Below are 23,045 nucleotides of genomic sequence, written 5' to 3'. Positions count from 1 at the left end.
AGAAAAGACCAAACAGGCTGGCCCTGCTTTCAATCGGCGCTATGCTTGGTCGTGGATAATGAGGGAGGATGCCGATGCCGTCGACAATGAAAGGTCCTGGGCTGTTTCTGGCGCAGTTCGCGGGCGATGCCGCACCGTTCAATTCGCTGCCGTCGATCACCAGATGGGCGGCCGGGCTGGGCTACAAGGGCGTGCAGATCCCGACCTGGGACAGCCGGCTGTTCGACCTCGAGAAAGCGGCATCTTCCCAGGCCTATTGCGACGAGGTGAAGGGCATCTGCAGCGATGCCGGCGTCGAGATCACCGAGCTGTCGACGCATTTGCAGGGGCAGTTGGTGGCGGTGCATCCGGCCTATGACGCGCAGTTCGACGGCTTCGCACCGCCTGCGGTGCACAACAATCCGAAGGCCAGGCAGCAATGGGCGGTCGAACAGATGAAGTTCGGCGCCAAGGCTTCGAAGAACCTCGGGCTCAAGGCGTCGGTGTCGTTTTGTGGAGCGTTGGCTTTTCCCTACCTTTATCCGTGGCCGCAACGGCCGGCGGGATTGATCGAGGAAGCGTTTTCCGAACTGGGAAAGCGCTGGAAGCCGATCCTCGACGTCTATGAGGACAATGGCGTCGATGTTGGCTACGAGATCCATCCGGGCGAGGACGTCTTCGACGGTGCGACATTCGAGATGTTCCTTGACGCGGTCGGCGGCCACAAGCGCTGCAATATCAATTACGACCCGTCGCATTTCCTGCTGCAGCAGCTCGACTATCTCGAATTCATCGACATCTATCACGAGCGGATCAAGGCCTTCCACGCCAAGGATGCCGAGTTCAATCCGACCGGCCGGCAAGGCGTCTATTCCGGTTATCAGAGCTGGACGAACCGGGCCGGGCGTTTCCGCTCGCTCGGCGATGGCCAGGTGGACTTTGGCGGCATCTTCTCCAAGCTCGCGCAGTATGACTACGATTCATGGGCGGTTCTGGAATGGGAGTGCTGCCTGAAGCACCCCGAGGATGGCGCGGCCGAAGGCGCGCCCTTCATCCAGCATCACATCATCAGGGTGACGGAAAAGGCATTCGACGACTTCGCCGGCGGCGCGACCGATAAAAAGGTGCTGCGCGCCATGATGGGAATCTAGCACTTTTTCCCCTCCCCCTTGAGGGGAGGGTGGCCCGAAGGGCCGGGTGGGGTCGGCTCATGCCGCGCTCCACGCCCGGCGACCCCACCCCGACGCTACGCGTCGACCCTCCCCTCAAGGGGGAGGGCAAGCAACAACGAGGGAGAAAAATCATGGTCGGCGCATCGAAGTCGGAAACGGGAGGCGGCCCGATCCGCTACGGCATGGTCGGCGGCGGGCAAGGCGCCTTCATCGGCGCCGTGCACCGGATCGCGGCGCGCATGGACAATGAGTTCGCGCTGGTCGCCGGTGCCCTGTCATCCGACCCGGCGCGTGCCAAGGCGTCGGCCGAGGAGCTTGGGCTCGATCCGGCGCGCAGCTACGGCTCGTTCGCCGAGATGGCCAAGGCCGAGGCCAAGCGGCCGGACGGCATCGAGGCGGTGGCCATCGTCACGCCCAACAATGTGCATGTGCCGGCGGCGAAGGCGTTTCTCGAAGCCGGCATCCACGTCATTTGCGACAAGCCGCTGGCGACGACGTTGGCGGAAGCGAAGAAGCTGGCGGCACTGGTCGAAAAGACCGGCAAGGTCTTTGTCCTCACCCACAACTACACCGCCTATCCGATGGTGCGGCAGGCGCGCGAGATGGTGGCCAAGGGGCAGCTCGGTGACATTCGCATCGTGCAGTCGGAATATCCGCAGGATTGGCTGACCGAGGACCTTGCCGCCACCGGCCAGAAGCAGGCAGCGTGGCGCTCGGATCCCAAACAGGCCGGCGCCGGCGGGGCGCTGGGCGACATCGGCACGCATGCCTACAATCTCGCACGCTTCGTCTGCGGGCTTGAGCTCGATGCGCTTTCCGCCGATCTCGACGCCTTCGTGCCGGGGCGGCAACTCGACGACAATGTCAATGTGATGCTGCGCTTCAAGCCGGTCGGCAAGTCGCACCCAGCCAAGGGCATGTTGTGGGCGAGCCAGGTGGCGCCCGGCCACGAGAACGGGCTGAAGCTGCGCATCTACGGCTCGAAAGGGGGGCTTGAATGGGTGCAGGCCGACCCGAACTACCTCTGGTACACGCCGTTCGGCCAGCCGAAGCAGTTGATCACTCGAAATGGCGCCGGCGCGCTGCCCGTCGCCGGGCGTGTCAGCCGCGTTCCGTCAGGCCATCCGGAAGGCTATCTCGAAGGCTTCGCCAACATCTACCAGGAGGCGGCCCGCGCCATCCGCGCGGCGCGCCGGAAGGGTGGCAAGCCGGCTAAGGATGTCATCTTCCCGACCATCCAGGACGGTGTCGAAGGCATGGCATTCATCGAGGCCTGCGTGAAATCGTCGAAGAAGAACGCAGCCTGGACGAAGCTCTAGAAAATAACCGGAAATCATGAGGAAGGGGCGTCGATGAAAATCGGCATGTGCATGTTTTTGTGGACGACGGCCGTGTCGAAGAAACACGAGCCGCTGCTCAGGGATATCAAGGCGACCGGCTTCGACGGCGTCGAGATACCGATCTTTGCCGGGACGCCGGACGACTACAAAAAGCTCGGTGCGCTGCTCGACCGCATCGGGCTGGAGCGCACCGCCGTTTCGGCGATGGGCGATCCGGCGATGAATTTGATCTCGGCCGATGCCTCAACGCGCAAAGCCGGCATCGACTATATGAAATGGGCGATCGACTGCACACAAGCGCTTGGCGCCAAGACGCTGAGCGGCCCGCTGCATTCGACGCTCGGCGCCTTCTCCGGTAGTGGGCCGACGGCGGCGGAGAAAAAGCGCTCCGTCGCCTCGCAACGCGCCATCGGCGACCATGCCGGCAAGAAAAACGTCACCATCGGGCTGGAGGCGCTCAACCGCTTCGAATGCTATCTGCTCAACACAATGGACGATCTGTCGGAGCATGTCGACGCAATCGATCGGCCGCACATCAAGGCGATGTACGACACTTTCCACGCCAATATCGAAGAGACCGACGCGATCGGCGCCTATACGTGCAACCGCAAAAATGTCGTCCATATCCATATTTCGGAGAATGATCGCGGCGTGCCGGGGCGCGGCCATATTCCGTGGCAAGAGACGTTTTCGGCCATCCGCAAGAGCGGCTATGACGACTGGCTGACGATCGAGGCCTTCGGCCGCTCGCTGAAAGATTTGGCGGCGGCTACCAAGGTGTGGCGCGATTTTTCGGAAAGCCCGGAAGCCGTCTACCGCGACGGCTACAAGCACATCAAGAGCGGCTGGAAAAAGGCTGGTGCCTGGACGCAGCCTTCCTCTCAGGCGATCTGAGCTGCCGGCGGGCGGGCGGAAACGCGCCGCTCATCATTGCTGTTTGCGACGGTCCCCATCAGCTTGCGGCGGAGATAGCTGGAGATGCTGTCGAAGATAAAAACGACAAGCAGGATCAGCAGAACCATGTAGAAAACATTGGCCCAGTTGGTGTTGGTGCGCATGGCCTCCCACAATTTCAGGCCGATGCCGCCGGCGCCGACAGCGCCTATGATCGTCGCTGACCGGGTGTTGGATTCCCAGAAATAAAGGGATTGGCTGAGGAATACCGGCAGAACCTGGGGCAGCACGCCGTAGCGCTGCACCATTGCCGGGGTGGCGCCAACCGAGCGGATGCCCTCGCGCTGCTTGTCGTCGATGTTTTCCAGCGCCTCGGAATAAAGTTTGCCCAGGGTTCCGGTGTCGGTGAAGAAGATAGCCGACATGCCGGCCAGCGGCCCAGGACCAAAGCCGCGCGTAAAAAACAGCGCCCAGATCAGCATGTCGACCGAGCGCAGGAAATCGAAGAAGCGCTTTGTCACCTGGTTGGCTATGCGGCTCGGCGTGACGTTGCGCGCAGCCAGGAAGGCGAGCGGAAAGGCGACGATCGAGGCCAGCACGGTGCCGACAAAAGCCATGACGATGGTCTGCAAGAGTTTCAGCCAGACGTCGCCGTGCTGCCACTCGGCATTGTTCAAAATGTTGTCCCAGGCGAGCGCCGCGTTTGACCGCGACGGGTCGATGCGTGCCCCGGAAACGATCAGTGAAGCGACCTCGCCGAACGGCTTTCCCCAGAATGGCGAGTTCGTATCGAACACGAAATTGGCCCAGCCGAAGAAACGTCGCCAGGCGACCACCTCGTCGTTCTGCACCTCAGCGCGGCCGAGAAATCCCAACGAGACATAGGCTGTCGAGCCTGGCCTGCGTTGCTCGATCCAGTTAGGCAGCGGTGTGCGCGGTGTCACAGAGCTGCCCTTGGCGATGTCAAAGACGACGGTTTCGGCGCCGCGCGTCACGGTGACCAGGTTTGGCGTGACGGCGATCTGGCCATTGCCAAGAGTGACGGTCGCCGCCACGACGGCGTTTTCGCGCACCGTTTCAGGCACCGCAGGAGCGGATTGGCCCGACGGGGCGGCCGGGTTCTCGGCAGTTGGCGCGCCAGGCGCCATGAACGAATCCTGCGACGACTTGTTGGTCGCGATCGCCGGTGCCGGCGCTGTCTCGACCTGCCGCTCGATGACGGCCATCTGCTTGGCCACCCAGTCGGGATCTGGATTGGATCCCAGCTTGGAGAAGCGGGAGTAGTCGATTGTCAGATGATTGTCCTTGAATTCGATGTCGGGCCGGATTTCGTAAGACACCCAGTCGGCGAGATAAGCGCCGGCAAGGTTCCAGTTCGCCTTTTCCAGAACGGCGGCGACCGAGAAGAACCACGCGCAGTAGAAGGTGTAGAGAATGCAAAGAAGCATGCCGATCGGGGTGGCGTAGCGCTTCCACAGCGAGCGCCGGAAAGCATCCGGGTGGCGAGCGGCGACGTCGTTGATGGCATCGGCATTCATTGCACTACTCTCCGCGCCCGTATGCGAACGCCTGCCGGCCGACAAGACGATGTCTTAGCCATGCCGAAAGCTGGTCGACGGCGACAATCGTGCAGAACAGTAGGAAGACGATGGCGATGGTCTTGGCCTCATGGCCCCGGCCGATCGAAAGACGCAGGGATTCGCCGATGCCGCCGGCGCCGACGGCGCCAAGTATGGTCGAAGCGCGCACATTGATCTCGAAGCGGAGCAGGAAATAGCTGATGAAGTTGGGCAGGACTTGGGGCACTATGCCGAACCACACCCGCTCGACCCCGTTGGCGCCAACGGCACGCAAGCCTTCTTCAGGCTTCATGTCGGCATTTTCGACGACTTCGAAGAACATTTTCCGAGCGCGCCGACGGTATGGATGCTGACCGCAATGATCGCAGGAATCGGCCTTAGCGAGAAAAAATCGCCAGGAAAAAGCCGGCAATGACAATTTCCGGAAAGGCGCGGACAATTTCAAGGAAGCGGCGGGTAGCGAAACGGAGCCAGCGGCTGGCCGTGATATTGCCTGCGGCGAAGAAGCAGAGGAGGAAGCCGAATGTGGCGCCCACCAGCGTCGAAAACAGGGCAATGTTCAGCGTCTCGACCATCCGGTGGAAATACTCCGGAATGTAAATGCTCTGGGTGAGGTAGACCCGGCCCTCCGGGTAGTCGAACTTGAGGCTGCCGTCGTCATAGGGGGACGGCAGGTCGAACAGCGCACGCGCCGGGTCGAACCAGTCGCGCGGCTTCAACTCGGCGAAAAAGTCGGCGACATTGGGAAGGCGGTCGAAGAACTTTCCGGCGTTGGTTTCGTTGGCGAACCAGAGCGAGCCGGAGAGTGCAAGAAACAGGAAAACCAGGCCGCCGATCGTGTAAAGGCGCCGGCGGGCGGCGAGGTCGCGCCAGTGTCGCTCGACGGTGGCTCCCTCCGGTGAAAGCGCGGGCGCGCGGTAAATTTCGGTCGCACTCATCGATAGATCCCCGGCCCCTGATGCAGCAACGCCGCCGGCAGCACATGGCTCCGGCGGCGTTTTGGCAGTTTCCCTTACGAGCCGATCTTCGCCTTACGGGCGTCGATGATCGGCTGGTAGAATTCCGGGGTGACCGGTGAATAGCCCTTGTACTCGCCGCCTTGAATTGCCGAGAAACAAGCCGGATCGGTTTCCGGGAGCTTGGTCAGGAAATCGGTGATCTTCTGCTTGGCGCCGGCGTCGATCGACGTACGCAATACCAGCGGGCCGTTCGGGATCAGCGGCGACTGCCACAGTTCGACGAGGTCATCCATCTTGAGGACGCCCTTGTCGACCATCTTGCGCAGATTGCCTGAGCTGTAGCCGTCGTTGAAGTCGCCGACGCCGGAGGCCCAGGTGGTGCCGGCATCGAAGGTGCCCTTCAGGACTTCAAGGACAAGCTGTTCATGGCCGCCGCCGAAACCGGTCGACGCGAAGTAGCTCTTCACATCCATGCCGATGTCCTTGGGCAGTGACGTGACCGGGATCAGGTAACCAGAAGTTGAATCGGGATCGGCGAAACCGAGTTTCTTGCCCTTCATGTCGGCGAGCGTCTTGATGCCGGAATCAGCACGCGCGACCATGACCGCACGGTAGCCGGTCGAGCCGTCGGTCTGGATCGTCGTCAGGATCGGTTGAACCGCGTCCTTGTTTTCGAGATAGACCTTGGCGTAGGCGGAAGCGCCGAGCTCGGCAAAGTCGAGCGTGCCGCCGAGCAGGCCCTGGATGACGCCGTCGTAGTCGGCGGCCGGGAACAGCGAAACTTTCTCGACGCCGAGGACTTGCTTGATGTGGTCGGCAAAGCACTGGTAGTTGCGCAGGCGGTCGGCTTCGTTCTCGCCGCCCAAAATGCCGACGCGGAATTCCTTCAGATCCTGTGCCTGAACCGCGCCCACCGCCATGGCGAGGATGGAAACGGCACCGAAAAGTATTTTTCTAAACATTTCGCGTCTCTCCTGTTGGTTCCGACATCGCGCCGGCAGCGTTCGAATTTTGACGGCGCTTTGTTATGCCCGGCCTTGATGCGGACTGGCGGTCCAGGCGCTCTTTCGTCGTCCGCTTTCGTATACTCGTATACCGGTATCCACTTGCCGGATCGTGGACCTAATAGCCGGGAAATGCGGGCTCGAGCGGTCCGGCGGATGCGACGATTTTTTGCTTGATGGTGACGCTGGTCGAAGTGATCGCCTCGGAGATTTCGCCGCCATTGCTGTCGGCGCCATAGACCATGCGCAAGGCCTCCCGATTGAGCTCTTCGGGCGGGCCGTCGAACACCACCTTGCCGGCGGCCATGCCGATGATGCGGTTGCAATAGTTGCGCGCGGTATCCAGCGTGTGCAGATTGGTGACCACGGTGAGGCCCTCGCGCAGATTGATGTCCTGCAGCGAATCCATCACCACCTTGGCGTTGAGCGGGTCGAGCGAGGCGATCGGCTCGTCGGCGAGGATGACTTTCGGCTGCTGCATCATGGCGCGGGCAATCGCGACGCGCTGCTGCTGGCCGCCGGACAAGGTGCCGGCCGGCTGAAGCGCCGTGCCGGCGATGTCGAGACGCTCGAGCGCTGCGATCGCCTCGGCCCGTTCCTCGCGGGAGAAGACACCGAGCAGATTGACAACGGTCGAGCGGTGATTGAGCCGGCCGAGCAGTACATTGGTCAGCACTTCGAGACGCGGCACCAGGTTGAATTGCTGAAAGATCATGGCGCAATCGCGCTGCCAGCGCCTGAGCAGCGAGCCGCGCAGGCTGGAGACTTCGGCGCCGTCAAAGAAAATCGAGCCCTGGCTCGGATCGATGAGGCGGTTGATCATGCGCAAAAGCGTCGACTTGCCGGCGCCCGAGCGGCCGATGATGCCGACCATCTGGCCGTGAGGGATCGAGATGTCGACATTGCTGACGGCGGTGTTCCTGCCAAACCGACGGGTGACGCCGCGGATTTCGAGCGTGGCTGAGATTGCTGACATAGGCAAAGTTCCAGTCCAGTCGCGTTTCGAAGGTCTGTTAGCCTTGGCTAGCGCAGCCGCGTGAAACCGCGGTGTCGGATTGATGTCAGTTTTGTTACCGTCCACAGGCTGGAAAGGGCGAGCCAGCGGCCGCAGTTCGATCAAGTGAATGGTGAATGGTGAATGGTGAATGGTGAATGGTGACAAGAACGGCTTCCCTGCCGCCATCCACTATTGACCATTCACCAACTGCCGTATTTTCCCAGAAATGCTTCCGCCGAAAGCGCGCGAAAATCGTCGAGCGCGGCGCGCAGGCGGGCGTGGTCCCAATCCCACCAGGCAAGTGCCTGATAGCGTTCCGCCGTGCGGCGGTCGAAGCGTTCGCGGATCGGTTTGGCCGGCACGCCGCCGACGATGGTGTAGGGCGCGACGTCCTTCGACACCACGGCGCCGGCGCCGACCGCCGCACCGTCGCCGACGCTGACGCCGGGCAGGATGGTCGAGCCGTGGCCAAGCCAGGTGTCGTGGCCGATGGTGGCCCGTTTGGCGCGGCGCTGCGCAAAGAATTCGCTCTCGTGCTCGGCGTCGTCCCAATAGTCGGAGGCGCGATAGGTGAAATGGTGCAGCGTCGGCCGCCAGGTCGGATGGTTGGTGGCGTTGATGCGCACGCTGGCGGCGATGTTGGCGAATTTGCCGATCGTCGCGCACCAGGCGCTGCAGTCCTGCATCATGTAGGAATAGTCGCCGAGCGTACTTTCCGAAAGCCGGCAGCGTTCGGCGATCTCGGTCCAGCGGCCGAGCGTCGAGTTGTCGACTTCCGCCGTTTCGTGGACCAGCGGCGTTTCCGACAGTTTTCGGGTCATGCGGCGATTTTCCCGGCGGCAAAAGCGGTCACGTCGATGACGCGGTCGGCCACTGCCTCGCGCACGTCGTGATCGTGGAAGATGCCAAGCAGGGCGACGCCGGCCGCCTTCTTGGCCGCGATCAGCGCAATCACCACGTCGCGGTTGCTGGCGTCGAGCGAGGCTGTCGGCTCGTCGAGCAGCAGGATCGGGTGCTCGGTGATGAAGCCGCGCGCGATGTTGACGCGCTGCTGCTCGCCGCCGGAAAAGGTCGCCGGCGGCAGTGCCCAGAGCTTTTCCGGCAGGTTGAGTTGCGCCAGCAAGGCGCGTGCCTTGTCGCGCGCAATCTCACGGTCCTCGCCGCGCTCGACCAGCGGTTCGGCGACGACATCCAGCGCCGAGACGCGCGGCACTGTGCGCAGGAACTGGCTGACATAGCCGATCGTGAGGCGGCGCACGGCAAACACGGTGCGTGGGCTGGCCGTCGCCAGATCGATGAGCCCGTCCTCGTGCTGGACGATGATCTGGCCTGCATCGACGGCATAGTTGCCGTAGAGCATCTTCAGGATCGAGCTCTTGCCGGCGCCGGAGGGGCCGCCGAGCACGGCGCATTCGCCGCTCCTGATCGAGAACGACACGCCGGCGACGACCGGCAATCTGATGCCGTCACGCAGATGCATGGTGAAGCTCTTGGCGACATCGGAGACGACGAGCGGGGTTGCCATGATCACACCTGCAGAATGGAAGAAACGAGAAGCTGGGTGTAGGGCGCGCGGGGATCGTCAAGCACGCGGTCGGTGAGGCCGCTTTCGACGACGCGGCCGTCCTTCATCACCATCATGCGTTGCGACAGCAGACGCGCCACCGCAAGGTCGTGGGTGACGACGATCGCCGCGAGACCGAGATCGGTGACCAGGCCGCGCAACAGGTCGAGCAGGCGCGCCTGCACGGAAACGTCGAGGCCGCCGGTCGGCTCGTCCATGAACACCAGCCGCGGCCCGGTGACGAGGTTGCGGGCGATCTGCAGGCGCTGGCGCATGCCGCCGGAAAAGGCGCGCGGTTCGTCGTCGATACGGTCCTCGTCGATCTCGACGCGCGACAGCCAGTCGACGGCGGTAGCGCGGATTTTGCCATAGTGGCGATCGCCGACCGCCATCAGCCGCTCGCCGACATTGGCGCCGGCCGAAACCGTCATGCGCAGCCCGTCGGCGGGGTTCTGATGGACAAAACCCCAGTCGGTGCGCATCAGGAAGCGGCGCTCGGCCTCGCTCATGCGGTAAAGCTCGCGGAACTGGCCGTCGCGCATGCGGTAGCTGGCGGTGCCGGAGCTCGGCAGCAATCTGGTCGACAGGCAGTTGAGCAGCGTCGTCTTGCCGGATCCGGATTCGCCGACCACTGCCAGCACCTCGCCCGGCCACAGGTCGAAGCTGACGTTCTCGCAACCTATGCGCGAACCGTAGAACTTGGACAGCGCGGAAACGCGCAGCAGCGGCTCGTCGGTCATTGCGCCGGCTCCGTTTTTTCCAGGGCAGGAGGGGTTTCAGGCGCAAGGTGGCCGTGATGGCCTTGCTCGCGCCGCTTCTCGCAATGGTCGGTATCGGAGCAGACGAACATGTGGCCGCCATGGTCGTCGAGGATGACCTCGTCGAGATAGACGTTTTCGGCCGCGCACAGTGCGCAGGGCTGGTCGAAGGTCTGCACCTCGAACGGATGGTCCTCGAAGTCGAGGCTGACTACGTCAGTGAAAGGCGGCAGCGCATAGATGCGCTTTTCGCGGCCGGCACCGAACAGTTGCAGGGCCGGCGAACGGTGCATTTTCGGGTTATCGAACTTCGGCGTCGGCGACGGGTCCATCACATAGCGACCCTCCACCTTGACCGGGTAGGCATAGGTGGTGGCGATGCGGCCGTGCCGGGCGATGTCTTCGTAGAGTTTTACATGCATGAGGCCGTATTCCTCCAGCGCATGCATTTTGCGCGTTTCCGTCTCGCGCGGCTCGAGGAAGCGCAGCGGCTCGGGAATCGGCACCTGATAGACCAGCACCTGGCCTGCGGTCAGCGGGTGCTCGGGGATGCGGTGGCGGGTCTGGATGATGGTCGCCTTCGCCGTGTCGGTGGTGACGGCGACATTTGCGACCTTCTTGAAGAAGGCGCGGATCGAAACCGCATTGGTGGTATCGTCGGCGCCCTGGTCGATGACCTTCAGCACATCGTCGGGGCCGATGATCGAAGCGGTAACCTGGACGCCGCCGGTGCCCCAGCCATAGGGCATCGGCATTTCGCGCGAGGCGAACGGCACCTGATAGCCGGGAATGGCGATGCCCTTGAGGATCGCGCGGCGGATCATCCGCTTGGTCTGTTCGTCGAGATAGGCGAAGTTGTAGGTGGCGATGTCGGTCGGTTGTGCGGTCATTCCGCGGCCTCCCTTTTTTCTTCCATCTTGCCATTCTCGCTGGCGTCGTGCTCGGCGCGCATGCGGCGCACCAGGTCAAGCTCGGCCTGGAAGTCGACATAGTGCGGCAGCTTCAGATGCTCGACGAAGCCGGTCGCCTGGACATTGTCGGAATGCGAGATGACGAATTCCTCGTCCTGGGCAGCGGCGACGACATCTTCGCCGAGTTCGGTTGCGCGAAGCGCGCGGTCGCAGAGCGCCATGGCCATCGCCTTGCGCTCGCTCTGGCCGAAGACGAGGCCGTAGCCGCGGGTGAATTGCGGCGGCGCCTTGGCCGAGCCCTTGAACTGGTTGACCATCTGGCACTCGGTGACACGCGCAGAACCGAGAGGTACGGCGAAAGGCAGCTCCGGCACGTCGAGTTCCAGCTCGACCTCGCCGATGCGAACCTCGCCGACGAACGGATGGTTGCGGGCATAGCCGCGTTGGGTGGAATAGCCGAGCGCCAGCAAAAAACCCTCGTCGCCGCGTGACAGCGCCTGCAGGCGGATGTCGCGCGCCATCGGGAATTCCAGCGGCTCGCGGGTGATGTCGCCGGGGACATGGTCCTGCGGCATGTCGCCGTCAGGCTCGATCAGGCCTTCGCGGGCAAGGATGGCAGAGACGCGCGGCATGGCTTCCGCGTCGCTGGCGCGCTGCAGCGGCTCGGCGACATCGCCGCCGGCGGCAAGCTCGGGATCGAGCAACCTATGCGTGTAGTCAAAGGTCGGGCCGAGCAGCTGGCCGCCGGGCAGATCCTTGTAGGTCGCCGACACGCGCCGCTCGACCAGCATCGCGCCGGTGTCGATCGCCCTGGTGTAGCCGAAGCGCGGCAGCGTGGTGCGATAGGCGCGAACCAGGAAAATCGCCTCGATCATGTCGCCGCGCGCCTGAACGATGGCCAGCGCCGCCAATTCACGATCGTAGAGCGAGCCTTCGCTCATCACCCGGTCGACGCCGAGCGCCAGCTGCTCGACGATCTGGTCCAGGCGAAGCGCCGGCACGGAACGGTCGCCGCGGCGGCGGTCGGCGAGCAGGGCGTGGGCGTTGGCAATGGCCGCTTCACCGCCTTTTACTGCGACATACATATCACGCCTCCATCGTCTTGATGCGCGTCGTGCGCGGCAGGCAGGCAACGCCTTCCGGGGTGGCGAGGATAATGTCGACACCACGGGGGAAACGCTGATTGTTCTGCTTCCATTGTTCGACGAAGTGGGGCGGCATCTGCGCCGGCGCAATTGTCGCGGTAGTTTCGATGCCAGGACCTTCGAGCAGCAGCGGGGCGCCTGAGACGAGATCGCTGACCTGCAGGATCAGCGTCGTCGAGCGGTCGGGATAGTCCTGGGTGCCTTGTGAAAAGCCGTCGAGCGCCATCATTTCGGCCGGCGTGGCGATCAGCGCGAAATGCGCATCGGCTGGCGTGTGAGCCAGTGGCGCGCCGCTGTGGAAGCCGAGCCAGGATTTTATCGCTGCCGGGGCCTGCAAGACGAGGTCGAGCCACAGCGGCGTGTCGTTGTCGCACAGCGCCAGCGCGATGGCGCCCGCGGTGGCCGACAGCGGCGCGGGGGGGCGGGCAAAGACTGGCAGAGGCTGCAGGGTGCCCGGCCGCGCCATTGCGTCCATCACGGCGCGGAACACCGTCTGAGCGTCGAACACCGGATCGGCAAAGCCGCCCTCGATCGCCTGGGTTGCGATAGCCATCAGTCTTCTCCGCGTACCATGGTGAAGAAATCGACCTTCGTTGCCGCCGTCTCGGCGCGCCGCCGCTCACGTCGGCTGGCCAGTGCGGCCTGCAGCGGCGCAATGAGTTTGCTCTCGACCTCGTTGCGGCTTGTGGGATTCTGCCAGAGCGCGTCGGCGATCGCCGCCAGTCTTGCTTTCTGCTTGTCACGGCCCAGCGCGTAGCAGTGGCCGACTTCTCCCGAGGCAAGCCGCACCGTCGCGCGGGTGACCGTCGCCTCGCCGACGTTGAACGGCGCGCCGCCGCCGCCGATGCGGCCACGCACGGTGACCAGGCCGGTTTCGGGGCCGCGCAGGAGCTCTGCTTCCGAAGGCAGGCCGGCTTCGTTCCAGAGGCGGACGATATCGTCGCCGGTCGATTGCGCCAGCGTCGCCATGACGGCCTTGCGCTCAAGCTGCTGATCGCGCGCTTCCTGTCCTCGCATGGCCGCCGTTCCTTCTCGTTGCAAATTTGTATAATGATGTAGACAATTATACAAATTGTAGCTATTTTCTAAAGCGTGTCCATGACGGATGGATGACAGCGCGAAAAAGATCGGGGCAAAGAGATGATCGGTCAGCAGATGGCCAGCAGCTTGGAGCGGCGCAGCGGCGTCGCGCTGTGGCGGCAGATCGCCGACCAGATCCTGCATTCGATCGCCGTCGGCGACTTTGCCGAGAATGCTGCGTTGCCACCGGAAGTTGCACTGGCCGAGCGCTATGGCGTCAACCGCCATACGGTGCGTAGCGCCATTGCCGCACTGGTGCAGGATGGCGTGCTCAGGGCCGAACAGGGGCGCGGCACTTTTGTGCTGTCGCGCAAGCGCCTGTCCTATCCGATCGGAGCGCGCACCCGTTTTTCGGAGGGCTTGCAAGGGCAGGCGTCGGAGCGCCGCAGCGTGCTGCTCGAATCGGCGGTCGAGCCGGCCAGCCGGCGCGTCGCCGAAGGGCTGAGGCTTGCCAGGGGTTCGACTGTCATACGCCTCGAGACGCGCGGCGAAGCCGATGGGCAACCGGTCTCGCGTGCCACCGGCTGGTTCGATGCGGCTCGCTTCGCCGGCATCGATGCCGCCATGGCCGAAACCGGATCGGTGACCGCCTCATTCCAGCGTTTCGGCATCGGTGACTATCTCAGGCAATCGACGGTGCTGTCGGCCCGCCACGCGGACGCTGCCGACCTTGCCGATCTCGATCTGCAGCCCGGCGCCATCGTGCTGGTCACGGTCGCCGTCAACGTCACGCCGGACGGCCAGCCGATCCAGTTCGCCGAAACGCGGTTTCCGGCCGAGCGGGTCGAGCTCAAGATATCGGCGCTTTAGGTCCGGTTCATCCGACCTGGATGACGGCCTTGATCAGGCCGGATTTTGCATGCGCCCAGCGGGCGAGGTCGCGCGGCGTGTCGCGAAGCGTCGTGCGATGGGTGACGAGCTTTGCCAGCGGCACCGCGCCGTTGCGGATCGATGCGGCGACATGGTCGAAGTCGGCGCGCAGCGCGTTGCGGCTGCCGATCAGCGTCATCTCACGCTTGTGGAATTCGGGATCGGAAAAGACGATGTCGTCCTTGACGACGCTGACCAGGACCAGCGTCCCGCCATGCGCGACATGGGCGAACGCCGACTGCACGGACTGGGTGTTGCCGGTGGCATCGAAAATCACGTCAAAACCTTCGCCGTTGGTCGCCTCGCGCACCAGATCGGTCGCAGACTGCCGCGAACCGTCGAGGGTGGCGAAGCCGAGTTCGCTTGCAGCAAAACCCAGCCTCTCCGCACTCATGTCGAGCAGCGTCACGTCGAGGCCGGCGATGCGGGCAAACAGCGCTGTGCCGAGGCCGATCGGCCCGGCGCCGATGACCAGCGCGCGCGCGCCGGGATCAGCCAGCGAGCGCCGCACGGCATGCGCCCCGATCGCCAGGAATTCGACGGCGGCGGCATCGGCCAGCGACAGGCCGTTGGCCGGATAAAGATTTTGCGCCGGCACCAGGATCCGTTCGCACATGGCGCCGTCGCGGTGGACGCCGAGCACTTCGATCCCGACGCAGCAATTCGGCTTGCCTTGCCGGCAGGCGATGCATTTGCCGCAGGCGAGATAAGGATTGATGATCACCGGCTCGCCCACAGCCAGATCGACGCCTTCGCCGGCCTCGATCACGGTGCCGGAGACCTCGTGACCCATGACACGGGGATAGGCGAGGAACGGATGTTTGCCCTCGAAGATGTGATAGTCGGTGCCGCAGATGCCGACATGACTGACCGCGACCAGCGCCCAGCCCGGCGGTGGTGTGCTCGGCGCCGGGCGGTCTTCCACAACAAGCTCGCCGGGCGAACGGCAGATGACGGCTTTCATGCTTTTTATCCAGTTGGTTCACGGCCCGGCCGGCCCTAGCGCCGGGCCGGCGGTTGCTAAGATGGTCTACTTGCCGCGGCGGCGCAGGCCGTCGAAATAGACGATGACGATGATCAGCACGCCGGTGATGATGCGCTGCCAGAAGGCATTGACGTTCAAGAGATTGGCGCCGTTGTTGATGGTGGCGAGGATGAAGGCGCCGAGCAGCGGTCCGTGCACCGAGCCGACGGCGCCGAACAATGAGGTGCCGCCGATCACCGACGAGGCGATCGCCTGCAACTCCCAGCCCTCGGCCTGCGTCGGATTGCCGATGCCGATGCGCGACGCAAGCAGCACGCCGACAAAAGCCGCACAGAGGCCAGACAGCGTATAGGCCATGTAGATGGTGCGCTGGACGTTGACGCCGGACAGACGCGATGCCTCGGCGTTGGAGCCGACCGAGAACAGATACCGGCCCCAGCGGCTGTGATGCAGGAAGATGTAGGCGGGGATGCCGACCAGGATCACCATCCAGAACAGATTGGGGACACCGGCGAAGGAACTGCGCGAAAATGTCTGGAAGGCGTCGTTGTTGATCGAGATCGAGTTGCCGTTGGTCATCAAAAGGCCGATGCCGCGCAGCGAGGTCAGCGTCGCCAGCGTGATGATGAAGGGCGGCAGGCCCATCTTGACGATGCCAAAACCGTGGAACAGGCCGATGGCGACGCCGACCAGCAAGGTGATCAGGATGGCGAGGTAAATCGGCACGCCGGCATTGATCAGCATCGCCACGATGACGGTGGCGAAACCAACCACGGCGCCAACGGAAAGGTCGATACCGCCGGTGATGATGACGAAGGTCTGGCCGACCGCCAGGATGGCGATCATCGAACCTTGCCGCAGCAGGTTCGAGATGTTGTTGGCGGAGGCGAAGCTCGGCGTCGCCACCGACAGGATGACCCACAAGAGAACCAGCAGCGCCAGCAGCGTCAGCCCGAACAGGGCGTTGTAGTTGCGTTTCGGCCTTTCGGCGGCAATCGCCTCGGTGCTCATATCTGTCCTCCCGGTTTTTCTTGTTTCTCGGCCAGCGCCTGGGTGAGGATCTCCTCATGGTCGGCAGTGTGGAAACCATGAGTGGCCACCAGCTTGCCGCGCCGGAACACATGCAGCGTGTCGGCCAGTTCATAGACCTCGGGCAGATAGGACGAGATGAGGATGATGCCGGCGCCCTTTGACAACAGTTCGCCGAACAGGCGGTAGATTTCTGCTTTGGTGCCGACATCGACGCCCACTGTCGGCTCGTCGAAGATGAACAGCTTGGCGCCGTGCGCCAGCCATTTGCCGATGACGATCTTCTGCTGGTTGCCGCCGGACAGGCTGGAGGCGAGCGCGTGACGCGTCGGCGTCTTGATCCTGAGATTGGCGATCTGGCGATCCGCCTCGGTCTTCTCCTGTGCGCTGGAGATCAGCAGATTGCTGGAGATGCGCTTGTAGATCGGCAGATTGAGATTGAGGCCGACCGGCAGGTTGAGGCAGAGGCCCTGGTCGCGGCGGCTTTCCGGCGCTAGCGCCATGCCGAGCCTGATGGCGTCATGCTCGGAGTTGACCTGAACCTCCTTGCCCTCCCAGAGGATCTGGCCGGCCGACTTGCGATGACGGCCGTAGAGCGTGGTGACGAACTCGCTGCGCCCGGCGCCGATCAGGCCGTAGAGCCCGACGATTTCGCCGGCACGGACCGTCATCGAGACATTTTCGAAGCCCTTGCCGGAAAGATTTCGGGCTTCGAGCAGCGTCGCGCCCGGGGTAAAATGCTCCTTGTGATAGACTTGCTCGATCGAGCGGTTGATCATCATCTTGACCAGCTCGGCGTCGTTGGTCTCGGCGATGTTCCTGGTGCCGACAAGCGTGCCGTCGCGCAGCACCGAGACGCGGTCGGCGAGCTCGAACACCTCTTCCATGCGGTGGCTGATGTAGATGATGGTGACGCCTTCGCCCTTCAGCCGGCGGATCAGCGTGAACAGCTGGTCGGCTTCCTTGCGGGTGAGATAGGCAGTCGGTTCGTCGAAGATCAGGAACTTGGTGCCGCGCACGGTGGCGCGGGCGGCAGCGATCAGCTGCTGCTGGCCTATGGTCAGGTCACCCAGCACGACATGCGCCGGCAGATCGAAGCCGAGATCGTCGATGATCTTCTGCGCTTCCCTGACCATGGCCCGCTGCTGCAGTATGCCGAAGCGGGAATCCTCCTCGCCGAGGAACATGTTGGCCGCGACAGTGAGATGGCGGCACAGAACGACCTCCTGGTGCACGGCATTGATGCCGAGCGCCATCGCCTCATGCGGCGTCGCCAGCGCTGCCGGCTTGCCCTCCCAGATGACGTCGCCGGAGGTGCGCGGCATGACGCCGGTCAAAAGCTTGATCAGGGTGGATTTGCCGGCACCGTTCTCGCCGACAATGGCGTGGATTTCGCTGGCCTTGAAGGCGAGGTCAACCGGCTTCAGCGCGTGCGTGCCGGGATATCGTTTTTCCAGTCCCTTGAGTTCGAGGATCGTCCTGCCCGGTTCCAGCGTTGGGGCGGGATGCAGTTCCTGCGCCGTCGACGTCATGACGTTCCTCCCAATTGGCCTCCCAGATTGGCCTCCCAGATCGGCCTCACGAGTGGCACGCATGTAGGTCGTTCCCGGGGCAAAAAGCCCCGGAAACGGTGTGCCAATGCCGGTGCTCAGTCGAGCTTCGGATTGAGCAGCGCGTCGATCTTCGGATCTTTCATGTTAGCCTTGGTGACGAGGTTGGCGCCGGTATCGACATTGGCCTCGACCTTCTCGCCCTTCGAGGCAGCGAGCGCCGTCTTGATGCCGTCATAGCCCATCCGGTACGGATCCTGGACGACGAGGCCGGAAATGACGCCGTCATTGAGGAACTTGACCAGCTTCTCGTCGCTGTCGAAACCGATCAGCCCGACCTTGCCGGCAAGGCTGTTCTCGGCGATCGCCTGACCGACGCCCTGCGCCATGATCAGGTTGGAGGCGAAGATGCCCTTGAGGTTCGGGTTGGCGGTGATCAGGTCGGTTGCGATGTTGAGGCCGGTGGTGGCCTGGCCGTCGGCGTATTTGTCGGCAATGAGCTTGAGGCCGGGATATTTGGCGGCAAGCTGTTCCTTGAAGCCCTGGGCGCGCTGCTCGAGCGAGCCGGCACCCGGAAGCGCGGTGATCAGGGCGACGTCGCCCTCGATTTTGCCGCCATTGGCTTCGCCGATCGCGGCCGCCAGCCCGTCAGCGGCGACCCGGCCGCCCTGGATATTGTCTGTGGTCAGGAACGAGGTGAAGGCCTTGGAGTCGGCGCCGGAATCGATGCCGATGATCTTGACGTTGGTGGCTGCCTCGTCGATCGGCTTGCCGAGCGCCTTGGCCTCGGTTGGTGCGATGACCACGGCAGCCGGGTTGCCGGCGACGGCGTTTTCAAGGATCGAGATCTGGCCGTTGACGTCGGTCTCCGCCTGGGCGCCGAGTTCCGGCACGTTGACGCCGAGGTCCTTGCCGGCCTTGCGCGCGCCTGCCAGCACGATCTGCCAGTAGAAAGAGGTGGTGTCCTTGACGATGATCGGAATGGTTACGTCCGCCGCCGAAGCCGGCGCCGAATGCATCACGCCGGCAAGCATCGAGGCGGCGGCGAGCGCCACGAATACGCGGCGGTTGAGAATGCTGGTCACGAATTTCATTTAGACTTCCTCCCTAGGTCGCCTGGTGAACGTAGCGGAAGCTCGGTTTGGATAGGCGCTGGCCAAACGGAACTTTATCAATAAAAAACATTTACCGCATTTTGATAGTGCATCGGTCCGGTCGACGCAAGCGGTGTTTCGTATCGTCCTGCCTATGCCTCGACCGGAAGGGAGTGCCGATCCTGATTGCCAAAACCCCTCCCCGAAAAGGTATGGAATATTAATTCCATCTGCCAGTCAAGATAGAATATTCGTTCTTTTTTGCGGCGTAAGGTGGGGCGCCTCCTGATCGCACCGTCCGCCGTTCAACCGGCGAAGGCCGCAGCGCATCAGCCGAGTTTCTGAACGACCGTGTAGGGATCATATTTGGCGAATTCTGTTGCGGGCACCTGGATGTCGAGCAGTTGCAGATTTCGTTCCAGATTGGCCGGTTTGGCGGTGCCCGTCAGCACGGAAGCCACCGCAGGCTCGTGCAGCGGGAACTGGAACGCTGCCGCAGCAAGCGGGTAGCCGCCCTCGGCGGCGATTTTTTCCATGGCGCCGACGCGGTCGAGAATGTCCTGGGTGGCCGGCAGGTAGTCGAAATGCGCACCCGGCACCGGGCCGGTCGCCAGGATGCCCGAGTTGAAGACACCACCGATGATCAGCGAGGTCTGCCGTTGCCGGCAAAGGGGCAGCAATTCGGCTTCGGCGGTGCGGTCGAGCAGCGAATAGCGGCTGGCGAGCAGGATGCAGTCGAGCGGCGCCTGGCGCAGCACATCGAGACAGATCTGAACCTCGTTGACGCCAAGGCCGTAGGCGGAAATGACCTTGTGTGACTTCAGCTCTTCCAGCGCCTTCAGCCCGCCATCCATAAACTGGCGGAAATGCAGCTTCGTTTTCTCGACGCCATGCGTATAGACGCCGATGTCGTGGACGAACAGGACGTCGATTCGATTGAGGCCAAGCCGCGCATAGCTGAACTCGACCGAGCGCATGATACCGTCGTAGGAATAGTCGTAGTCGGGCGCAAAGGGCAGGGGATCGACATAGGAATGGTCCGGAATCCGGTCTTCCGGCACCGGCCGCAACAGGCGCCCGACCTTGGTCGACAGCACGTAGGAGTCCCGCGGCTTGTCGCGCAGGAAATCGCCGAAGCGGCGTTCCGAAAGGCCGAAGCCGTAGAAGGGCGCGGTATCGAAATAGCGCAAGCCGGCATCCCAGGCGACCTGAAGCGTCTGCATCGCCGTCTCGCGTGGGCAGGCTCGGTAGAGCCCGCCGACCGCCGCGCCGCCGAAGCTGACCTCGGTTATTTCCAGCGCGGTGCTGCCGACACGGCGTTTCTTCATGCAAAGCCTCCCACCGGCCATTTGCCGGCCCGTCCATGTCTTAAGTCAGTTAATGGCTGGTCTAGAGGGTCGCGCCGAGGTGCCACGGCACAAACTCGTTGTCGCCGTAGCCGAACTCCTCGCTCTTGGTCTTGCGGCCGGAAGCCGTCTCGACGATCAGCTCGAAAATCTCGCGGCCCATGCCGGCAATGGTCTTTTCGCCCGAGGCGATGACGCCGCAATTCACGTCCATGTCCTCTTCCATCGTATGGTACATGGTCGAGTTGCTGGCGACCTTGATCGACGGTGTCGGCCGGCAGCCGAAGCAGGAACCGCGGCCGGTGGTGAAGACGATGACGTTGGCGCCGCCAGCCACCTGGCCGGTGGCGGAAACCGGGTCGTAGCCGGGCGTGTCCATGAACACCAAGCCGTGGCCGCTGACCTTCTCGGCATAGCCGAAGACGCCGTTGAGCGGCGTTTGGCCGCCCTTGGCGACCGCGCCAAGCGACTTCTCCAAAATGGTGGTCAGGCCGCCGCGCTTGTTGCCTGGCGACGGATTGTTGTCGATGGAGGCGCCATGCTTGGCAACATGGTCTTCCCACCATTTTACATAGCCATCGAGCTTGGCGGCGATCTCCGGGGTCGCCGCGCGATAGGCCAGAAGGTGCTCGGCGCCGTAGATTTCCGTCGTCTCGGAAAGGATGCCGATGCCGCCGACGCCGGCCAGGATGTCGACGGCGGCGCCCAGCGCCGGATTGGCGGTGATACCGGACATGCCGTCGGAGCCGCCGCATTGCAGGCCGACGACGATCTCGCTGACCGGGATCGGCTCACGCTCAAGCTTGCCGACCTCCTCTGATATCTCGGCCAGCACGACCAACGCCTTCTCGACAGATTTGCGCGAGCCGCCGGCTTCCTGGATGTTGAAATGGCGCTTTCCCGCGGCGACGCCCTTCTGGCCATAGAGGGTGAGCTGGTTGACCTCGCAACCGAGACCGACCATCAGCACACCGCCAAAATTCGGGTGACGGGCATAGCCGGCTAGCGTGCGGTGCAGCACCATCATGCCGTCGCCGGTGGCGCTCATGCCGCAGCCCTGGCCGTGAACGATGGGAACGAAGCCGTCGATCCCCGGATATCTGGGCAGCAGCGTCCGGTTCGCCTCGTCGGCGATGGCGTGGCAAACGGTGGCCGAGCAATTGACGCTGGCGAGAACGCCGATGAAGTTGCGCGTGCCGGCACGGCCGTCGGCGCGGCGGTAGCCCATGAAGGTGCGGGCGCGATCGGCCTCTGTGGCGTGCACGGCCTCGCTCGGCGGCACCACCGGCAAACGCCCGGATTCGAAGACCAGATTGTGCGAATGGACATGCTCGCCGGGCGCAATGGCTTCAGTGGCGCGGCCGATCGCCTGGGCGTATTTGACCACGGCCTCGCCGGCGGCAATCGGACTGATCGACACCTTGTGGCCGGGTTCGATCAGCGCTGTGGCAACGGCGCCGCCCGGCAGCACCGCGCCGATCTCGATGCGGCCGTTGGCGACCGCGACATTGTCGGCGGGGGACAGAAGAATGCTGTTTGCGGTGTTCACGGGCAGTTTCCTGGGTGTTCCTGGGATCGGCAAGCGATTGACACGCGCCTGTTAACGGTTAATGTCTTTTATCGTGAAAAAACAGTTTTGCGTCAATTGTTTTTTCATGACGAAGCCGCGCGTTCTCGTGAATGCGTAGAGGACCGGACACTGGAACCAGGCCTGACTTCCGAAAAGCGATTCTGCTTCCCGGGAGCCTGCGCCAGAAGCATCTGCATATCGCGCTTCAAGCCGGCCGCCGAAAGCGCCGGCGCGCAACGGGGCAGGGGATGTCGAAGAGCAACAACGTCTATAAGGACGCCTACAATCGCGGTTTGCGGCTGCTCGACGAAACGAAAAGCCTGCCGTCGGAGCCCGAGCTGGGCACCCTGCTTGGCGTCAGCCGCACGACCATCCGCACCATCCTTGCGCGCATGGAAGAGACCGGGCTGATCGCCTGGAACAAACGCAGCAAGACGGTTTTGCGCGTGCCGCGGCCGAACGACTTTTTTCCCGAGGAAGAAACCGACACGCTCTCGCAGATCATCGAGCGCTCCTTCATGCGGCGGCTGCTTGCCGGCGGTGCCGAGCCCGGCATGCAGATCAACGAACTCGAGCTGGCGCGCGAGATCGGCGTTGGCACCACCAGCGTGCGCGAGTTCCTGATCCGCTTTTCCCGCTTCGGGCTGATCGAGAAGCGCCGCAACAGCCATTGGGTGCTGAAAGGCTTTACCCGCGCTTTCGCGCTGGAACTGACCGAAATCCGCGAGATGTTCGAACTGCGCTCGGCCGCCGCCTTCGCCGCGCTGCCGGAAGACAGCCCGGTGTGGGCCGACCTCGACCTGCTGGAGGACGAGCATCGCCTGCTGGCGCGCGAGATCGCCACGCGCTTCAACGAATTCTCGGAACTCGACGAGCGCTTTCACCGGCTGATCCACCGCGCGTCGCACAATCGCTTCATCGTCGATTTCTACGACGTCATCGCCATGATCTTCCACTACCACTATCAGTGGAACAAGGCGCAGGAGCGGGAGCGCAACGAAGTGGCGGTCGCGGAACACCTGGCCTATATCGCGGCGCTCAAATCGCGCGATCTCGGCAAGGTAGACGCCGCCTGCCGCAAGCATCTGAAGTCCGCGCGGCACACGCTGCTGACGTCGATTCCAGAAGGCCAGCAAGCGTAGCGAGCTTTAGGTTGTTGCATTAAAGCGCCGCGTTGCCGCAGTGGTGATTTTGGCGATTTTCCACCTGCCGGCCGCG

The 23,045-nt window shown here is 63.4% G+C and carries 21 protein-coding genes and 1 pseudogene; 5 read left to right on the top strand and 17 right to left on the bottom strand.

From position 1 onward, the window contains the following. Nucleotides 1-74 precede the first annotated feature (74 nt). The 3 genes from AC0L18_RS16675 (at nucleotide 75) to AC0L18_RS16665 (ending at nucleotide 3,385) form a co-directional block, all read left to right on the top strand. Nucleotides 75-1,130: a sugar phosphate isomerase/epimerase family protein gene (locus AC0L18_RS16675; protein ID WP_287121486.1), complete on the top strand. Its 1,056-nt coding sequence runs from the start codon at nucleotides 75-77 to the stop codon at nucleotides 1,128-1,130. 152 nt (nucleotides 1,131-1,282) lie between these two features. Next, nucleotides 1,283-2,470, top strand: a complete 1,188-nt coding sequence (locus AC0L18_RS16670; protein ID WP_473493338.1) for a Gfo/Idh/MocA family protein — start codon at nucleotides 1,283-1,285, stop codon at nucleotides 2,468-2,470. Nucleotides 2,471-2,503: 33 nt separating this feature from the next. Then, nucleotides 2,504-3,385: a sugar phosphate isomerase/epimerase family protein gene (locus tag AC0L18_RS16665; protein WP_473493337.1), complete on the top strand. Its 882-nt coding sequence runs from the start codon at nucleotides 2,504-2,506 to the stop codon at nucleotides 3,383-3,385. Here AC0L18_RS16665 and phnE (AC0L18_RS16660) read toward each other — a convergent pair. The 11 genes and pseudogenes from phnE (AC0L18_RS16660) to phnG all read right to left on the bottom strand — a co-directional run bounded on the left by phnE (AC0L18_RS16660) (nucleotide 3,373) and on the right by phnG (nucleotide 13,320). Next, entirely contained in the window at nucleotides 3,373-4,923 is a 1,551-nt protein-coding gene (gene phnE / locus AC0L18_RS16660) for a phosphonate ABC transporter, permease protein PhnE (RefSeq protein ID WP_473493336.1), read from the bottom strand. The genes AC0L18_RS16665 and phnE (AC0L18_RS16660) overlap by 13 nt on opposite strands. 4 nt (nucleotides 4,924-4,927) lie before the next feature. Beyond that, a pseudogene (gene phnE, locus AC0L18_RS16655) lies at nucleotides 4,928-5,903 on the bottom strand (phosphonate ABC transporter, permease protein PhnE). Nucleotides 5,904-5,977: 74 nt separating this feature from the next. After that, entirely contained in the window at nucleotides 5,978-6,886 is a 909-nt protein-coding gene (phnD, locus tag AC0L18_RS16650; protein WP_473493335.1) for a phosphonate ABC transporter substrate-binding protein, read from the bottom strand. A gap of 160 nt (nucleotides 6,887-7,046) precedes the next feature. Beyond that, nucleotides 7,047-7,904, bottom strand: coding sequence for a phosphonate ABC transporter ATP-binding protein (phnC, locus tag AC0L18_RS16645; RefSeq protein WP_473493334.1), 858 nt, complete (start codon nucleotides 7,902-7,904; stop codon nucleotides 7,047-7,049). Between the two features lie 221 nt (nucleotides 7,905-8,125). Further along, on the bottom strand, nucleotides 8,126-8,746 hold the full coding sequence (locus AC0L18_RS16640) for a DapH/DapD/GlmU-related protein (RefSeq protein ID WP_473493333.1): 621 nt from the start codon (nucleotides 8,744-8,746) through the stop codon (nucleotides 8,126-8,128). Then, entirely contained in the window at nucleotides 8,743-9,450 is a 708-nt protein-coding gene (gene phnL, locus AC0L18_RS16635) for a phosphonate C-P lyase system protein PhnL (protein WP_473493332.1), read from the bottom strand. Before phnL ends, AC0L18_RS16640 begins: the two co-directional genes overlap by 4 nt. Before the next feature lie 2 nt (nucleotides 9,451-9,452). After that, nucleotides 9,453-10,229: a phosphonate C-P lyase system protein PhnK gene (gene phnK, locus AC0L18_RS16630; protein ID WP_091595419.1), complete on the bottom strand. Its 777-nt coding sequence runs from the start codon at nucleotides 10,227-10,229 to the stop codon at nucleotides 9,453-9,455. Further along, nucleotides 10,226-11,137, bottom strand: a complete 912-nt coding sequence (locus AC0L18_RS16625; protein WP_473493331.1) for an alpha-D-ribose 1-methylphosphonate 5-phosphate C-P-lyase PhnJ — start codon at nucleotides 11,135-11,137, stop codon at nucleotides 10,226-10,228. Before AC0L18_RS16625 ends, phnK begins: the two co-directional genes overlap by 4 nt. After that, nucleotides 11,134-12,243, bottom strand: coding sequence for a carbon-phosphorus lyase complex subunit (locus tag AC0L18_RS16620; protein WP_473493330.1), 1,110 nt, complete (start codon nucleotides 12,241-12,243; stop codon nucleotides 11,134-11,136). Before AC0L18_RS16620 ends, AC0L18_RS16625 begins: the two co-directional genes overlap by 4 nt. Before the next feature lies 1 nt (nucleotide 12,244). Next, nucleotides 12,245-12,856 carry a phosphonate C-P lyase system protein PhnH gene (gene phnH, locus AC0L18_RS16615; protein WP_473493329.1) on the bottom strand — a complete coding sequence of 204 codons (612 nt, stop codon included), beginning with the start codon at nucleotides 12,854-12,856 and terminating at the stop codon, nucleotides 12,245-12,247. Next, nucleotides 12,856-13,320, bottom strand: coding sequence for a phosphonate C-P lyase system protein PhnG (gene phnG, locus AC0L18_RS16610; protein WP_473493328.1), 465 nt, complete (start codon nucleotides 13,318-13,320; stop codon nucleotides 12,856-12,858). Before phnG ends, phnH begins: the two co-directional genes overlap by 1 nt. 123 nt (nucleotides 13,321-13,443) lie before the next feature. Between phnG and phnF the strand changes: the two genes are divergently transcribed. Further along, nucleotides 13,444-14,193, top strand: coding sequence for a phosphonate metabolism transcriptional regulator PhnF (phnF, locus tag AC0L18_RS16605; protein WP_473493327.1), 750 nt, complete (start codon nucleotides 13,444-13,446; stop codon nucleotides 14,191-14,193). A 7-nt stretch (nucleotides 14,194-14,200) separates the two neighbouring features. Here phnF and AC0L18_RS16600 read toward each other — a convergent pair whose 3' ends face one another. The 6 genes from AC0L18_RS16600 to AC0L18_RS16575 form a co-directional block, all read right to left on the bottom strand. Beyond that, complete coding sequence (locus AC0L18_RS16600; protein ID WP_473493326.1) at nucleotides 14,201-15,217, bottom strand: zinc-binding alcohol dehydrogenase family protein; 1,017 nt, start codon at nucleotides 15,215-15,217, stop codon at nucleotides 14,201-14,203. A 66-nt stretch (nucleotides 15,218-15,283) separates the two neighbouring features. Beyond that, entirely contained in the window at nucleotides 15,284-16,249 is a 966-nt protein-coding gene (locus AC0L18_RS16595; protein WP_473493325.1) for an ABC transporter permease, read from the bottom strand. Continuing rightward, nucleotides 16,246-17,799: a sugar ABC transporter ATP-binding protein gene (locus AC0L18_RS16590; RefSeq protein ID WP_473493324.1), complete on the bottom strand. Its 1,554-nt coding sequence runs from the start codon at nucleotides 17,797-17,799 to the stop codon at nucleotides 16,246-16,248. Before AC0L18_RS16590 ends, AC0L18_RS16595 begins: the two co-directional genes overlap by 4 nt. Nucleotides 17,800-17,915: 116 nt before the next feature. Further along, nucleotides 17,916-18,911 (bottom strand): ABC transporter substrate-binding protein, encoded by a 996-nt coding sequence (locus tag AC0L18_RS16585; protein ID WP_023797365.1) that lies wholly within the window; start codon nucleotides 18,909-18,911, stop codon nucleotides 17,916-17,918. A gap of 329 nt (nucleotides 18,912-19,240) precedes the next feature. After that, complete coding sequence (locus tag AC0L18_RS16580; RefSeq protein WP_473493323.1) at nucleotides 19,241-20,239, bottom strand: aldo/keto reductase; 999 nt, start codon at nucleotides 20,237-20,239, stop codon at nucleotides 19,241-19,243. 61 nt (nucleotides 20,240-20,300) lie between these two features. After that, the gene (locus tag AC0L18_RS16575) at nucleotides 20,301-21,806 is read right to left on the bottom strand and encodes a UxaA family hydrolase (RefSeq protein ID WP_473493322.1); all 1,506 of its coding nucleotides are present in this window, start codon (nucleotides 21,804-21,806) and stop codon (nucleotides 20,301-20,303) included. A 269-nt stretch (nucleotides 21,807-22,075) separates the two neighbouring features. On the opposite strand from AC0L18_RS16575, the gene AC0L18_RS16570 reads away from it, so the two are divergent. Further along, complete coding sequence (locus tag AC0L18_RS16570) at nucleotides 22,076-22,969, top strand: GntR family transcriptional regulator (RefSeq protein ID WP_473493321.1); 894 nt, start codon at nucleotides 22,076-22,078, stop codon at nucleotides 22,967-22,969. Nucleotides 22,970-23,045: the final 76 nt, after the last annotated feature.

The organism is Mesorhizobium sp. WSM4819 (assembly GCF_055811215.1).
This window is presented reverse-complemented; position numbering and strand designations above follow the sequence as displayed.